Genomic DNA, 14363 nt, shown 5'->3' with positions numbered 1-14363 from the left:
CCGGAGAGCACACTCTCCGAACCGGCCCCGACGCGTATCAGCGGGCGACTACTCCGCGTAAGCGTCCAACGGCGGGCAGGAGCAGACGAGGTTCCGGTCGCCGAAGGCCTGGTCGATCCGGCGCACCGGCGGCCAGTACTTGTCGGCGGGCGAGACCCCGTCCGGGAAGACCGCCTCCGCACGGGTGTAGGCGTGCTCCCACTCCCCGCCGAGCGCGGCCGCGGTGTGCGGCGCGTTGCGCAACGGGTTGTCGTCCGCCGGCCACTCGCCCGAGGCGACCTTCTCGATCTCGCCCCGAATGGCGATCATCGCGTCGCAGAACCGGTCCAGCTCACCGAGGTCCTCCGACTCGGTCGGCTCGATCATCAGCGTCCCGGCCACCGGGAACGACATCGTCGGCGCGTGGAAGCCGTAGTCGATCAGCCGCTTGGCGATGTCGTCGACGCTCACCCCGGTCGCCTTGGCCAGCGGCCGCAGGTCGACGATGCACTCGTGCGCCACGAGCCCGCCGGGACCGGTGTAGAGCACCGGGTAGTGCGGCTCCAGCCGCTTGGCGATGTAGTTGGCGCTGAGCACCGCCACCTGGGTGGCCCGCTTGAGCCCCTCGCCGCCCATGAGCCGGACGTACGCCCACGAGATGGGCAGGATGCCCGCCGAGCCCCACGGCGCCGCCGAGATCGGGCCCACGCCCGTCTCCGGACCGGCCGCGGGCTGCAACGGGTGGTTGGGCAGGAACGGCGCCAGGTGCTCGCGCACGGCCACCGGCCCGACACCCGGACCGCCGCCGCCGTGCGGGATGCAGAAGGTCTTGTGCAGGTTCAGGTGCGAGACGTCGCCGCCGAAGTGTCCCGGCTTGGCGAGCCCCACCAGCGCGTTGAGGTTGGCCCCGTCGACGTAGACCTGACCACCGGCGTCGTGCACCTGCGCGCAGATGTCGGCCACGTGCTCCTCGAACACACCGTGCGTGGACGGGTACGTGATCATCAGCACGGACAGCTCGTCACGGTACTGCTCGATCTTCGCCCGCAGGTCCTCGACGTCGATCTCGCCGTCCTCGGCGGTCTTCACGACGACGACCTTCATGCCGGCCATCACGGCGCTCGCCGCGTTGGTGCCGTGCGCGGAGGACGGGATGAGACACACGGTCCGCTGGGCGTCGCCGTTGGCCCGGTGGTACCCGCGTACGGCCAGCAGCCCGGCCAGCTCGCCCTGCGAGCCCGCGTTCGGCTGCAGCGACACCTTGTCGTACCCGGTGGCCTCCGCCAGGCGCTCCTCCAGCTCACGGATGAGCGTGAGGTACCCCTGCGCCTGCCCGGCGGGCGCGAACGGGTGCAGCTGCCCGAACTCCGGCCAGGTCACCGGCTCCATCTCGGTGGTCGCGTTGAGCTTCATCGTGCAGGAGCCGAGCGGGATCATGCCCCGGTCCAGCGCGTAGTCCCGGTCGGCGAGCCGGCGCAGATAGCGCAGCATCGCGGTCTCGGAGCGGTACTCGTGGAACACCGGGTGCGTGAGGTAGTCGTCCGACCGCAGCAGCGCCTCGGGCAGCGTGTCCTCGGCCGCGGCGTCCAGGGCCTCGACATCCCCCTCGACCCCGAACGCGGTCCACACGGCGCCCAGCTGCGCCCGGGTGGTGGTCTCGTCGCAGGAGATCGACACCAGGTCCGCGTCCACCGGGTGCAGGTTCACGCCATGTTCCCGCGCGGCGGCCACGACCTCACCGGCCCTCCCCGGCACCCGCACGGTGAGCGTGTCGAAGTACGCGCCGTGCACGACCTCGATCCCACCCGCGGCGAGCCCCGCGGCGAGCACGGTGGCGTACCTGTGCGTACGCCGGGCGATGGTCCGCAGCCCCTCCGGCCCGTGGTAGACGGCGTACATCCCGGCCATCACGGCGAGCAGCACCTGAGCCGTACAGATGTTGCTGGTCGCCTTCTCCCGGCGGATGTGCTGCTCCCGCGTCTGCAGGGCGAGTCGGTACGCCTTGTGCCCGTCCGCGTCCACGGAGACGCCCACGAGCCGCCCGGGCAGGCTGCGCGCGAACTTCTCCTGTACGGCCATGTAGCCCGCGTGCGGACCGCCGAAGCCCATCGGCACACCGAACCGCTGCGTCGTGCCCACCGCGATGTCGGCACCCAGCTCACCGGGCGACGCCAGCAGCGTGAGGGCGAGCAGGTCGGCGGCGACGGTGACCAGCGCGCCGAGCTGATGCGCCTGCTCGACGACCGGCTTCAGATCGCGTACGGCACCGGAGGCGCCGGGGTACTGCAGCAGCACCCCGTTGATCTCCCGCTCGGCGATGTCGGCCGGGATCCCCTCGCTCAGGTCCGCCACGACGACCTCGACCCCGGTCGGTTCGGCACGGGTCTGGATCACGGCGATCGTCTGCGGCAGAGCGTCCGCGTCGACGAGGAAGAGCCCCTTCTTGTTCTTCCCCATGCGCCGCGACAGCGCCATCGCCTCGGCGGCGGCGGTGCCCTCGTCGAGCAGGGAGGCCCCGGAGGTGGGCAGTCCGGTCAGTTCGGCGACGACCGTCTGGAAATTGAGCAGCGCCTCCAGCCGCCCCTGGGAGATCTCGGGCTGATACGGCGTGTAGGCGGTGTACCAGGCCGGGTTCTCCATGACGTTGCGCAGGATGACGGGCGGCGTGAAGGTCCCGTAGTACCCGAGCCCGATCATCGACCCGAGCACCTGGTTGCGGTCCGCCAGCGAACGCAGCTCCGCCAGTACCTCGGCCTCGGTGCGGGCGCCCGGCAGATCGAGCGCCTCGGCGTTCTTGATCACATCGGGCACCGCGGCGGCCGTCAGCTCGTCGAGCGAGCCGTACCCGACGTGCGCGAGCATCTTGGCCCGGGCCTCGACGTCCGGGCCGATGTGGCGCCGCTCGAAGGGGATTCCCTGTTCGAGCTCGGAGAGCGGAATGCGATGGGCGGTCATTACGGAGGCCTCCTGGTCTGACACGACCTTCGAGGGGCACCACGGCACGGGTGCCCGAACGGCCTCCCCCTCTGTCATCTCAACCTGAGAGCTTCACCGGTCCTGGTTCGGACCGGCTTTCACCGTCGGTGAGAGCGGGAGCCGTGACACCCGCTCTGCTTTCCAGAGTGACCTCGTCCGTGCGGTACGTGAGCCTGAGAGATTCCGGGGAGGATTTGCTCCTTCGGCGCCTCCGGATGGTGTCCGGAGGACTCTCCCGCACGGGGTCAACAGCCGCTGCCAGCGTATCAGCGCGGTCAACGCACTCACCTTCGAGTGGCCGCCGCCCCCGATGTGCCTTTTCGTAGTCATGAGACACGATGTGCGACCGTTGTGCGACCACTTGGAGGGCCCGTGCAGACCGACATCGATCCGCGCAACCTGATCGGCCGCAAGGCGTTCGACCGCAGGGGCAGCAAGATCGGCACCGTGGACGAGGTCTACCTCGACGACGCCACCGGCATCCCCGAGTGGGCCGCCATACGCATGGGCTTCTTCGGTCGCGACGCCTTCGTCCCCCTGGAGCCCAGCGAACTGGTCGAGGGCACTCTCCGCGTTCCCTTCGAGCGCTCCCTCATCAAGGACGCCCCCGACTTCGGCGTGGGCCGCCACCTCTCCCCGGAACAGGAACTCCAGCTCTACCACCACTACGGCCTGGACACGGCCCCACCCCCACCCCTGGACCACGATTTCGGCAACACGGCAGGCAAGGACGACACCTGACCGCCCCTTCCCGAGCCCACCCTCCACCGAGCCAACCGCCCGCCCGGCCCTCCCGCGAGCCGGCGACCCGCTCAGTCCCGGCCTGCCCCTGATCCCCACCGCGACGGCGCTCAGCCCTGACAGCGCGGCCCGGCGGTACCCAGCCGTGGTCAGCCCCGCACCCCGCCCGGCACCAAGGGCAACGGCTCAGCCGGTTCCAGCTCCGGATCGTCGGTCCGGAACGTCCGCACACGCCCGGGCTCCACGTCGTCCGGCGTCTCGAACCGCACGGTCACCCGCCCCAGCCCACTCCCCTGCACCCACCCGTGCCCGTACTCGGCATGCCGCACGTCATGCCCGGCCCTCCACTGCCGCTCCCCACCCGCACGCTCCTCGACAGCGGGCGCATCCACAGCGACCCCGGCGGCCCCGGCGTCGTCCTCGGCAGCACCCACCTCACCGGCCGCCTGCGCGAACAGGTCCTCCTGCGTGTAGTCGGCGAGACCGCTGACGCCCACCCCCAGCAGTCGCACACCGCCCGTCGTGTCCACGGCCTCCAGCAGGCGCCCCGCAGCCTCCCGCACCACCGTGGGGTCGTCCGTCGGCCCCCGCAACGTCTCGGACCGGGTCAGCGTCGAGAAGTCGTACCGCCGAACCTTCAGCACGATCGTCCGCCCCGACAGCCCGGCCCCCCGCAACCTCCGCACACACCGGTCCGCGAGCCGCTGCACCTCCATCCGCACCCGCACCCGGTCGTGGATGTCGACGTCGTACGTGTCCTCCACCGAGACCGACTTGGTGTCCCGCTCGGCCACGACCGCGCGGTCGTCCCGCGCCAGCGCCATCGCGTACAGCCCGTGCCCGTGCGCCTTCCCCAGCAGCCGGACGACCTCGTCCTCCCCGGCCTCCACGATCTCCTCGACCGTGGTGATCCCGGCCCGCCGCAGATGGTCCCCGGTCGCCGGCCCCACACCCGGCAGGATCCGTACGGACATCGGCCCCAACAACGCCCGCTCGGTCCCGGGCTCGATCAGCACCAGCCCGTCCGGCTTGGCCTGCTCGGAGGCGATCTTCGCGAGCATCTTGGAGGCCGCGAGCCCCACCGAGCCGGTGAGCGCGGTCACCGCCCGTATGTCCGCCCGCAACCGCACCCCCACCAGCCGCGCGGACTCCTCGTCCCAAGCCGCTCCCCCGGCCTCCAGGTCCACGAACGCCTCGTCCAGACTCAACGGCTCCACCAGCGGAGACAGATCCCGCAACAGCCCCATGACCTGATCGCTGATCGCCCGGTAGAACGTGAAGCGCGGCGTGAGATACGCGGCGTTGGGAGCGAGCCGACGCGCCTGCGCCATCGGCATCGCCGAGTGCACCCCGAAGACCCGCGCCTCGTACGACGCGGTCGCGACCACTCCCCGGGGCCCCAACCCGCCCACCACAACGGCTTTCCCGCGCAGACTCGGCTTGGACGCCTGCTCCGCCGAGGCATAGAAGGCATCCATGTCGAGATGCAGGATGGTGGGCGCGGTTCTCACATGTCCGATGCTGCCCTACGCCACTGACAATGCCCCATGTCCCGCGTCGACGGCGGCATCGCCGCTCACACCGCCGGCCCCGCGCCGGCCCCTCAGACCGCCCGGTTGCGTCGCCGCGCGAGCTCGTCCGACGGGTTGTGGCCCACGAGTGTCTCCCCGGTGTCGACCCGCTCTCCGTGCAGCTGGGAGAGAGCGCTTTCCACATCACGCCAAACGACCCCCACGGCGATCCCGAAGACCCCCTGGCCGCCCTGGAGCAGGGCGTGGACCTCGTCGGGCGAGGTGCATTCGTAGACCGTCGCCCCGTCGCTCATCAGCGTCATCCGCTCCAGATCACTGAAGCCCCGCTCCCTCAGGTGCTGGACGGCGGTGCGGATGTTCTGCAGCGACACCCCCGTGTCGAGGAACCGTTTCACGATCTTGAGGACGACGACGTCCCGGAAGCTGTAGAGGCGCTGAGTCCCGGAGCCCTGCGCGGAGCGCACACTCGGCTCCACGAGACCGGTGCGGGCCCAGTAGTCCAGCTGCCGGTAGGTGATGCCGGCGGCCGCGCACGCGGTGGGACCGCGGTAGCCGACGTTCTCATGCGGTTCGGACTCCGCCTCCGCGCTGTCCTGCACGACCGCGGGCCGCTGCGGGACGTGACCGGCCGCGCTGCTGTGAAGCGGGTACGGGCCGCTGTCCCCCAGCCTGCGTCCGGGGGCACCCCCAGCCGTACCGTCGCCGCTGCTTCTCACGCCGACCTCCGTCCTTGACCTGCCTTATCGACGGTAGGCAGCCACCAGGGGTGCGTCAACGACCACCGCACTCGCCACGCCGAGTGATAATCACCCTGAGAGTGGTTTCGCGTGCCCTCCCGCGGGGAAAGGCTAGCCGAATGCTCTCCGGCGGAGCCGACTGACGGCGCACAGGCCCACGGCACGTGCGGAGCCCCGCTCGGACGCCCTCAGCGCAGCCGCCCCACCACCTGGATACATGCGCGGACATCCACGACGGGCGGCGTCGAGACCGCACGGCCCCGCACCACCGCCCACCCGGCTCATTGACTGTTCGTACCGAAGTCCTCGGGCGAGATCTGGTCGAGGAACTCGCGGAACTTCTCCACCTCGTCCTCCTGCTCGTCCGGGATCGCGATGCCCGCGTCGTCGAGCACCCCGTCACTGCCGAAGATCGGCGTACCCGTACGCAACGCCAGCGCTATGGCGTCGGACGGCCGTGCACTCACCTCGACCCCACTGGCGAACACCAGCTCCGCGTAGAAGACGCCCTCACGCAGGTCGGTGATGCGCACTTCCGTGAGCTCCTGGCCGACGGCCTCCAGCACGTCCTTGAACAGGTCGTGGGTCAGCGGCCGCGCGGGGGCCATGCCCTGCTGGGCGAAAGCGATCGCCGTCGCCTCCCCCGGCCCGATCCAGATGGGGAGGTAACGGTCGCCTCCCACTTCGCGCAGGAGCACGATCGGTTGGTTGGAGGGCATCTCGACCCGGACACCTACGACATCGAGCTCGTTCACACAGCAACCCTAGGCCGTGCTCGGGATGTTTGGGTAGTCGGGCACAGATCGGCCGCCCGATCCGCCACAGGCGAACACCGCGCCTCAGCGGATTCGAACGCCCAGCGCGCTGCGCACCAGAGCCGCGTGCAGCTTCACCGTGAGCCCCGCCAGCTCCCGCGTGCGATCCTCGGCATGGGCCCTGGTCTGCGGATTGCGATGCAGACGTAGCGGCGCCACCACCTGATCCACGAGCCCCGCCTCGCGATCCGCGGCGGCCCGCATCACCCTCAGATGCCGAGGCTCGATACCGAACCGCCCCAGTTCGACCACAAGCGTGGCGACGGTGAGCGTCTCGGCGTCGTACGAACCGTCCGGCAGCGCGGCCACCAGCCCGTACGACTCCCACTCCGCCAGCTGCTCCTCGTCGATCCCGGCGCCGGCCAGAAGCTCATCGCGCCCGATCCGGGTCGCCGGCGCCTCCTCCGGCTCCCCGAAGAGCTCGCTCAGGCGCTCTCCGTCGCCGACATCACGCTGGCGCCCCACGGACGGCAGCCGTACGTCCTCGCCGCGCTCCAGGGCCTCCAGATACTCGCGGATCACCTTGAGCGGCAGATAGTGGTCCCGCTGCATCCTGAGAACGTGTCCCAGGCGCTCGACGTCCTCGGCGCTGAACTTGCGATACCCCGAGGGGGTCCGCTGCGGCTCGATGAGCCCCTCCGACTCCAGGAAACGGATCTTGGAGATGGTTACTTCGGGGAACTCCTCGCGCAGTGCGTTCAGCACCGTGCCGATGCTCATCAGGCCACTGTCCGCGGCGGCGGTGCCGTGGGCGGCACCACCGCTCGTTGTTCGAAGCATGGACCTTCCCTGGGGTCCCCCCGGACGCGGTCCGGGGGAGGGTCAGTAGCCCCGCTGGCTCGCGTAGAAGACCAGCCGGTACTTGCCGATCTGCACCTCGTCGCCGTTGTGCAGGGCGACCTGGTCGATCCGCTCACGGTTGACGTACGTGCCGTTCAGGCTGCCGACGTCGGCGACCGTGAACGAGCCGTCCTGGCCCCGGCGGAACTCCACGTGGCGACGCGACACGGTCACGTCGTCCAGGAAGATGTCGCTCTGCGGGTGACGGCCCGCCGTGGTCAGATCGCCGTCCAGCAGGAAGCGGCTGCCCGCGTTCGGGCCGCGACGCACGACGAGGAGTGCCGAGCCGAGCGGCAGGGCGTCGACGGCGGCCTGGGCCTCGGGAGAGAGAGCCGGCAGCTGGGTCTGACCGGTGACCTCGGAGTCATAGGCCTCGAGGCCGGAGATGGAGATCGTGGAGGTCGTCTCGGACGGACGCTCGGGGGTCGCGCCGGCCCGCAGCGGAGCACCGCAGTTCGAGCAGAAGCGACTGTTCTCCGCGTTGCGGTTACCGCACCTCGTACACACCAGGGCCGACATCGACGGATCCTCCTGCCGCGGCTGCCCCGCCGGGGCATTGGACGCATACGGGTCTGAAGCGAACCCTCCACCCGTACCTGAGGTTGACGGATCCCCGAAACCTATGCGGCCCGACTGGGCAGGGTCAACAGACGGCGCGCCCTGACCTCCGGAAATGTCACCTCCCGGACCAGCGACCTGGTCCCGGAACATGGGGCGCTCACCGCCCTGGCCCTCCGCCTCCGAAGGCTGCGCGCGATGGCGGGAGGTCGCGTTGTCGCTACCCTCTCGCGCGCTCTTGCCGAACAACTTCGCAAACAACTTCACGGGCGATTCCCCTTGACCGAAACAGACCCGCCCGTGGGGCAGGACGAACCCTGACTGAACACACCGGCCGAGCCGGACAACCTCACAACGTCCGTACCCACCGGACAGTTTCCACCACGCACCACCCATTCGGTGCGCCGACCCCCCGCAACCTCATGCCCTCGCCGGACGGGCCCCATGCACCTGCGGTTCACTGGGAGGACGACCGAGCGTAGTCAGGCCGCTTCGCCGCTCGCAAGGCGTCCACAACGATCTTCTCCGCCCGCCGCACGGTCACGGTGGCCTGCTCCTTCTCCAGTGTCTGCACCACGCCTCCGGGGATGTTCAGGGCCGGCTCGAGATCCTGCGGGTTGCCGATGACCTTGAAACGAAACGGCTGGGTGATCTTGTTCCCGTCGACACTGATTCCGTCGTCGGAATCGGTCAGATACGTGCTGGCCACGACCCTCACACCGTTCACCTGGATCGCCTCCGCGCCGGCCGCGCGCAGCTCCTGGATCGCGTCGAGCAACATGTCCGCCTCGACCGTCCCCTTCGCGTCGTCGATCGTCAGTGTGATGCCGGGCCCCTGCGCCGCCACCGTGCCCGCCAGAATGCCGAGTTGCCGCTCCTTCTCGACCGTCTGCTTACGCGCCTCCTCAGCCTGGTCCGAGCTGTTCTCCAACTCGGTGCGCTGATCCTCCAGACCCTGCTTCTCCTCCTCCAGACGCTGCGTACGGTCATCCAGTTCATCCAGGATGCGAACGAGGTCCTCCTGGCGTGCTCCGCGCAGCGCGCTGTCGTCGTTGTTGGAGGCCACCTGGATGGCCAGTCCGAAGCCGAGGCCGAACAGCAGCAGGGCCACGATGAGTTGGGCACGGGTGAAGCGCGGCGGCCACAGCCCCTGGGCCAGCCGCTGCCGCCCGGTCAGCTTGTTCTCCTCCTCCTGAGGTGCCTCACCGGGCTCCTCGGCGGCCGTGGGGGGCACTTCCTGGGGAAGCTCCCGGCGCAGCCGGGTCGTGGGCGCGTCGTCCTCTCCCGCACCGGGAGTCGGCTTCGGATCGGGCGTGCGGTCCTGGTCGCTCATCGGCCTCACGCCCGGAACACGTGCCGGCGGATCGCCGCGGCGTTGGAGAAGATGCGGATGCCGAGAACGACCACGACGCCCGTGGACAGCTGGGCGCCGACGCCCAACTTGTCACCGAGGAAGACGATCAGGGCGGCCACGACCACGTTCGACAGGAACGACACGACGAAGACCTTGTCGTCGAAGATGCCGTCCAGCATCGCGCGCAGACCGCCGAAGACGGCGTCCAGCGCCGCCACCACGGCGATGGGGAGATACGGCTCTACCACCGCCGGTACCTCGGGCCGGACCAACAGTCCGGCCACGACTCCGAGGACGAGGCCCAGTACGGCGATCACGATGTGCCCTTCTCTGTGCTGGGTTCTGCTGTTCGTACGATCACGCTCGGCGCGGCCGGCACCTTGAGGTCGTCCTCGACGGAGATGCTCGTGCGGATGCCGAAGTTCTCCTGGAGGGCATGCAGATACAGCCCGTCGGGGCTGTTCTGGAACCTGGTGCTCAGCCGCTGCCCGTCCCCCACCGCGAGGACCGTGTAGGGCGGTGCCAGCGGCTTGTTGTCGACCAGTATCGCGTCGCCCGCGGCCCTGATCGCCGACAGCGCGGTGAGCCGCTGGCCGTTGATCGAGATGGCTTCGGCGCCGGACTCCCACAGCCCGTTGACGACCCGCTGCATGTCCCGGTCCCGCACCCGGCCCGTGTCCGAGAACCCGGAGGTCTCCCGCGGGTCGCCGTCACCGCCCTGACCTGCGCCCTTGGAGTCGTTGACGACGAGACGGACTCCGGGGCCGTGCACCTCGACGGCGCCCGACAGGATGCCCATCAGGTCGTTCCCCTCGCTGCCGCCGTCGTCCTTGAGGGCCTTGCGCTGGCGTGCGCTCACGTCGTCCCGGAGCTCGTCCACGGAGTCCTCGAGCTCGTCCGCGGCGGCGGTCTCCTCCTGGATGCGGTCGATGAGCTCCTCGCGCTCCTTGGCGACCACGGGCGCGCTGATGCGCGCCTGCGCGGCACCCACCGTCACCACCAGGGCGGCGAGGACCAGACCGACCGCGAGTCCCAGCTTGGCCCGCACCGTCTTCGGCATGCCCGCGGTGCCGGCGGCCTCCTTGCGGGCGGCGGCCTCGGCGTATCCGTCGTCGAGGCTGTGGTCCATGACGTTGTTGAGCAGCGACATGGAGGCGTCCGGACGCGGCGGGCGCGCGGGTGTGCTCCGAACGGGGGGCTGCTGCGGCATGCCGCACATCGTCGCACGTCGCGACCACTACCTCCGAATGGCCCCACCGGCGTGCCGGACAGGCCCCGTTGGGGGCACTTGTCCGGCACGCGCGCGTGCGAGGTGAATCAGCGGCCGGCGCTGTCCACGACCGCCGCCCACTCGTCCAGCAGGGCCTGCGCGGAGGCGTCGTCGGGCCCCTCGGCCCACAGATGCGTGACGGCCTCGGCGGGGTCCGGCAGGACCATCACCCACCGCCCGTCGGTCTCCACGACCCGCACCCCGTCGGTGGTGTCCACGAAACGGTCCCCGGCCGCCTCCACGACCCGCCGCATCACCAGGCCCTTGACGGCCCACGGAGTGGCGAGATCCCGCTTCAGGACGTGCGCCCGCGGAATCCGCGCGTCGATCTGGCTGAGCGTGAGCTGCGTGCGTGCCACCAGCCCGATGAGCCGTACGAAGGCCGCCGTCCCGTCGAAGACGCTGCTGAACTCCGGCACGATGAAACCGCCGCGCCCGTCGCCGCCGAAGATGGTCGTCTCGTCCCCGCCGACCCGCGTCAGGTCGTCGGGCGAGGTGGTCGTCCACTCGACCTGCGTGCCGTGGTATGCGGCGACCTGCTCGCCGATCCTGGTGGTGGTGACAGGAAGCGCGACCCGTCCGCTCCGCCGTTCGGCGGCCACCAGGTCGAGCATGACCAGCAGGGCCCGGTCGTCCTCGACGATCCGGCCCTTCTCGTCGACGAGTGACAGCCGTTCACCGACAGGGTCGAACCGGACGCCGAACGCGGCCCGCGAGGACGCGACGATCTCGCCCAGCCTCACCAGGCCGGAGCGCCTCATGTCGCCCGTCTCCGTCGGGCGTGACTCGTCGAGACCCGGGTTGATCGTCAGCGAGTCCACACCCAGCTTGCCGAGCAGACTCGGCAGCACCAGGCCGGCGCTGCCGTTGGAAGCGTCCACGACGACCTTGAGCCCCGACTCGGCGATCCCGGTCGTGTCGACGTTGCGCAGCAACGACCCGGTGTACGAGTCGAACACGCTGGCCGGGAAGTGCAGGTCCCCGATCTCGCCCGGGAACGCGCGCCGGTACTCCTGCCGGGCGAAGACCCGGTCCAGCTTGCGCTGGCTGGCCTGCGACAGGTCGGCGCCCTGCCCGTCGAAGAACATGATGTCGACGGAGTCGGGAACACCCGGTGTCGTCCGGATCATGATCCCGCCGGCGCTGCCCCGGGCGGTCTGCTGCCGAGCCACCGGCAGCGGGACGTTCTCCAGGTCCCGTACGTCGATGGCGCTGGCCTGCAGCGCCGAGATGACCGCCCGCTTCAGTGCGCGGGCGCCTCGGGAGTGGTCGCGGGCGGTGGTGACCGTGGAACCCTTCTTGAGGGTCGTGGCGTAGGCTCCCGCGAGCCTCACGGCCAGCTCGGGGGTGATCTCCACATTCAGGATGCCGGAGACGCCCCGAGCACCGAACAGGTGGGCCTGCCCTCGGGATTCCCAGATCACCGAGGTGTTGACGAAGGCGCCGGCTTCGATCGTCTTGAAGGGGTAGACGCGCACGTTCCCCTGGATGATCGATTCTTCTCCGACGAGGCACTCGTCGCCGATCACCGCGCCGTCCTCGATCCGCGCGGCGCGCATGATGTCGGTGTTCTTGCCGACCACGCAGCCACGCAAATTGCTGTGCTGCCCGATGTAGACGTTGTCGTGGACCACGGCCTTGTGCAGAAAGGCCCCGCTCTTGACGACGACGTTCGAGCCCACGACCGTGTGCTCACGGATTTCGGCGCCGGCTTCCACCTTGGCGTAGTCCCCGATGTACAGAGGGCCGCGCAGCACGGCGTCGGGGTGCACTTCGGCGCCTTCGGCGATCCACACACCGGGCGAGAGCTCGAAACCGTCGATGTCGACGTCGACCTTGCCCTCCAGCACGTCGGCCTGAGCCTTCACATAGCTCTCGTGCGTGCCGACGTCCTCCCAGTAGCCCTCGGCGACATAGCCGTAGACCGGCTTGCCCTCCTTCATCAGCTGCGGGAAGACATCGCCGGACCAGTCGACGGGAACGTCGGCCTCGACGTAGTCGAAGACCTCGGGCTCCATCACATAGATGCCCGTGTTGACGGTGTCGGAGAAGACCTGGCCCCAGGTGGGCTTCTCCAGGAATCGCTCGACCTTGCCTTCCTCGTCCACGATCGTGATACCGAATTCCAGCGGGTTCGGCACCCGAGTCAGACAGACGGTGACCAGTGCGCCCTTTTCCTTGTGGAAATTGATGAGCTCGGTGAGGTCGAAGTCGGTGAGGGCATCGCCGGAGATGACGAGGAAGGCATCGTCCTTCAGCGCCTCCTCGGCGTTCTTGACGCTCCCGGCGGTACCGAGTGGCTTCTCCTCGTTGGCATAGGTGAGCTCCATCCCGAGCTCCTCGCCGTCCCCGAAGTAGTTCTTGACGAGTGACGCCAAGAACTGGACAGTAACGACGGTCTCGTTGAGCCCATGCCTTTTGAGCAGCCGCAGTACGTGCTCCATGATCGGGCGGTTCGCCACGGGCAGGAGCGGTTTGGGCATGCTCGAGGTCATGGGGCGAAGGCGTGTGCCTTCGCCTCCGGCCATCACGACGGCCTTCATGTCGGAAGCGTCCTCCTTGAAGAGACGGTCTAGCCGACTTCACCCGTCCAGATTGTCCCGCACTTTTCCGAAGCGGGCCATCGAGCCGCTAACGGGCGCCCACTGGGCGGGCTCAATCGGCCATGGCGTCCGCACTGACGAGTCGGCGGACCTGAACCACGTAGAGGATCCCTGCCCACCAGTACAGCGTTGTACCCCATCCTGCGAACGCCCATCCGAAAATAGCAGCGAGTGACGAGGTCCATCCGCTTCCGTCACTGAGCAACAGCAACGGGAAGGCATACATCAGGTTGAACGTAGCCGCCTTGCCGAGGAAGTTCACCTGGGGTGGCGGATAGCCGTGCCGTCTGAGGATGCCCACCATCACCAGCAGGACCAGCTCACGCAGGAGCAGTACAGCGGTCAACCACAATGGCAGAATCTCGCGCCAGGTGAGTCCCACCAGAGTGGACAGAATGTACAACCTGTCCGCCGCGGGATCCAGAAGCCGGCCCAGGCTGCTGATCTGGTTCCAGCGTCGGGCCAGCATGCCGTCCAGGTAGTCGCTGACGCCGCTGAGAGCGATCACCAGGAACGCCCAGCCGTCGACCTTGGGGCCTCCGAACTCGGGCCAGAGAATCAGCCACAGGAAGACGGGAACGCCAACGAGCCGCGCCATGCTGAGGATGTTCGGGATGGTGAGGACCCGGTCCGTCTGGACCCGTGTCTCCTGGACCTCCACCCGGGTGCCTCCTGGGAGAAAATGAGCCAACGATGCCCCCTGACCCTACCTCAACGAAAAAAAGCTCTGGCTCCTGGGCTTGTGTGCCCAAGAGCCAGAGCTCTAAAAGGAGTTCGGCGGCGTCCTACTCTCCCACAGGGTCCCCCCTGCAGTACCATCGGCGCTGTAAGGCTTAGCTTCCGGGTTCGGAATGTAACCGGGCGTTTCCCTCACGCTATGACCACCGAAACACTATGAAACTATGAATACCGCACCATCCCTCGTGACCATGAGGCATGGGGTTGTTCGTGGTTTCAG

12 protein-coding genes, 1 rRNA gene and 1 riboswitch are annotated in these 14363 nt (G+C 69.1%); of the genes, 1 reads left to right on the top strand and 12 read right to left on the bottom strand.

What is annotated here, in order from left to right; all coding sequences use genetic code 11:
• Positions 1-48: 48 nt before the first annotated feature.
• On the bottom strand, positions 49-2934 hold the full coding sequence (gcvP, locus tag ACZ9QC_RS35595) for an aminomethyl-transferring glycine dehydrogenase (RefSeq protein WP_472916829.1): 2886 nt from the start codon (positions 2932-2934) through the stop codon (positions 49-51).
• A 172-nt stretch (positions 2935-3106) separates the two neighbouring features.
• Positions 3107-3203, bottom strand: a riboswitch (glycine riboswitch).
• Between the two features lie 124 nt (positions 3204-3327).
• Between gcvP and ACZ9QC_RS35590 the strand changes: the two genes are divergently transcribed.
• Positions 3328-3696, top strand: coding sequence for a PRC-barrel domain-containing protein (locus tag ACZ9QC_RS35590; RefSeq protein WP_316730258.1), 369 nt, complete (start codon positions 3328-3330; stop codon positions 3694-3696).
• 149 nt (positions 3697-3845) lie between these two features.
• Here the strand turns inward: ACZ9QC_RS35590 and ACZ9QC_RS35585 are convergent, their stop codons facing one another.
• The 11 genes from ACZ9QC_RS35585 to rrf form a co-directional block, all read right to left on the bottom strand.
• Entirely contained in the window at positions 3846-5207 is a 1362-nt protein-coding gene (locus tag ACZ9QC_RS35585; protein WP_472916828.1) for a DNA polymerase IV, read from the bottom strand.
• 92 nt (positions 5208-5299) lie between these two features.
• Positions 5300-5944 (bottom strand): MerR family transcriptional regulator, encoded by a 645-nt coding sequence (locus ACZ9QC_RS35580; RefSeq protein ID WP_472916827.1) that lies wholly within the window; start codon positions 5942-5944, stop codon positions 5300-5302.
• Positions 5945-6246: 302 nt separating this feature from the next.
• Positions 6247-6720, bottom strand: coding sequence for a bifunctional nuclease family protein (locus tag ACZ9QC_RS35575; RefSeq protein WP_005475662.1), 474 nt, complete (start codon positions 6718-6720; stop codon positions 6247-6249).
• Positions 6721-6804: 84 nt separating this feature from the next.
• Complete coding sequence (gene ftsR, locus ACZ9QC_RS35570; protein WP_472916826.1) at positions 6805-7560, bottom strand: transcriptional regulator FtsR; 756 nt, start codon at positions 7558-7560, stop codon at positions 6805-6807.
• A gap of 42 nt (positions 7561-7602) precedes the next feature.
• Positions 7603-8574, bottom strand: a complete 972-nt coding sequence (locus ACZ9QC_RS35565) for an FHA domain-containing protein (RefSeq protein WP_215451069.1) — start codon at positions 8572-8574, stop codon at positions 7603-7605.
• A gap of 61 nt (positions 8575-8635) precedes the next feature.
• Positions 8636-9511 carry a DUF881 domain-containing protein gene (locus ACZ9QC_RS35560; protein ID WP_472916825.1) on the bottom strand — a complete coding sequence of 292 codons (876 nt, stop codon included), beginning with the start codon at positions 9509-9511 and terminating at the stop codon, positions 8636-8638.
• 5 nt (positions 9512-9516) lie between these two features.
• Positions 9517-9849, bottom strand: coding sequence for a small basic family protein (locus tag ACZ9QC_RS35555; protein ID WP_009343209.1), 333 nt, complete (start codon positions 9847-9849; stop codon positions 9517-9519).
• Positions 9846-10751, bottom strand: coding sequence for a DUF881 domain-containing protein (locus tag ACZ9QC_RS35550; protein ID WP_472916824.1), 906 nt, complete (start codon positions 10749-10751; stop codon positions 9846-9848). Before ACZ9QC_RS35550 ends, ACZ9QC_RS35555 begins: the two co-directional genes overlap by 4 nt.
• A 98-nt stretch (positions 10752-10849) precedes the next feature.
• Positions 10850-13345, bottom strand: coding sequence for a sugar phosphate nucleotidyltransferase (locus ACZ9QC_RS35545; RefSeq protein ID WP_472916823.1), 2496 nt, complete (start codon positions 13343-13345; stop codon positions 10850-10852).
• Positions 13346-13457: 112 nt separating this feature from the next.
• The gene (locus ACZ9QC_RS35540; protein WP_472916822.1) at positions 13458-14066 is read right to left on the bottom strand and encodes a CDP-alcohol phosphatidyltransferase family protein; all 609 of its coding nucleotides are present in this window, start codon (positions 14064-14066) and stop codon (positions 13458-13460) included.
• A 111-nt stretch (positions 14067-14177) separates the two neighbouring features.
• Positions 14178-14294 (bottom strand): 5S ribosomal RNA (gene rrf, locus ACZ9QC_RS35535).
• Positions 14295-14363: the final 69 nt, after the last annotated feature.

The sequence above is a fragment of the Streptomyces sp. HUAS MS02 genome (assembly GCF_055702265.1).
Note: the sequence above shows the minus strand (reverse complement) of the source record. Positions and strands in the feature narration are given on the sequence as shown.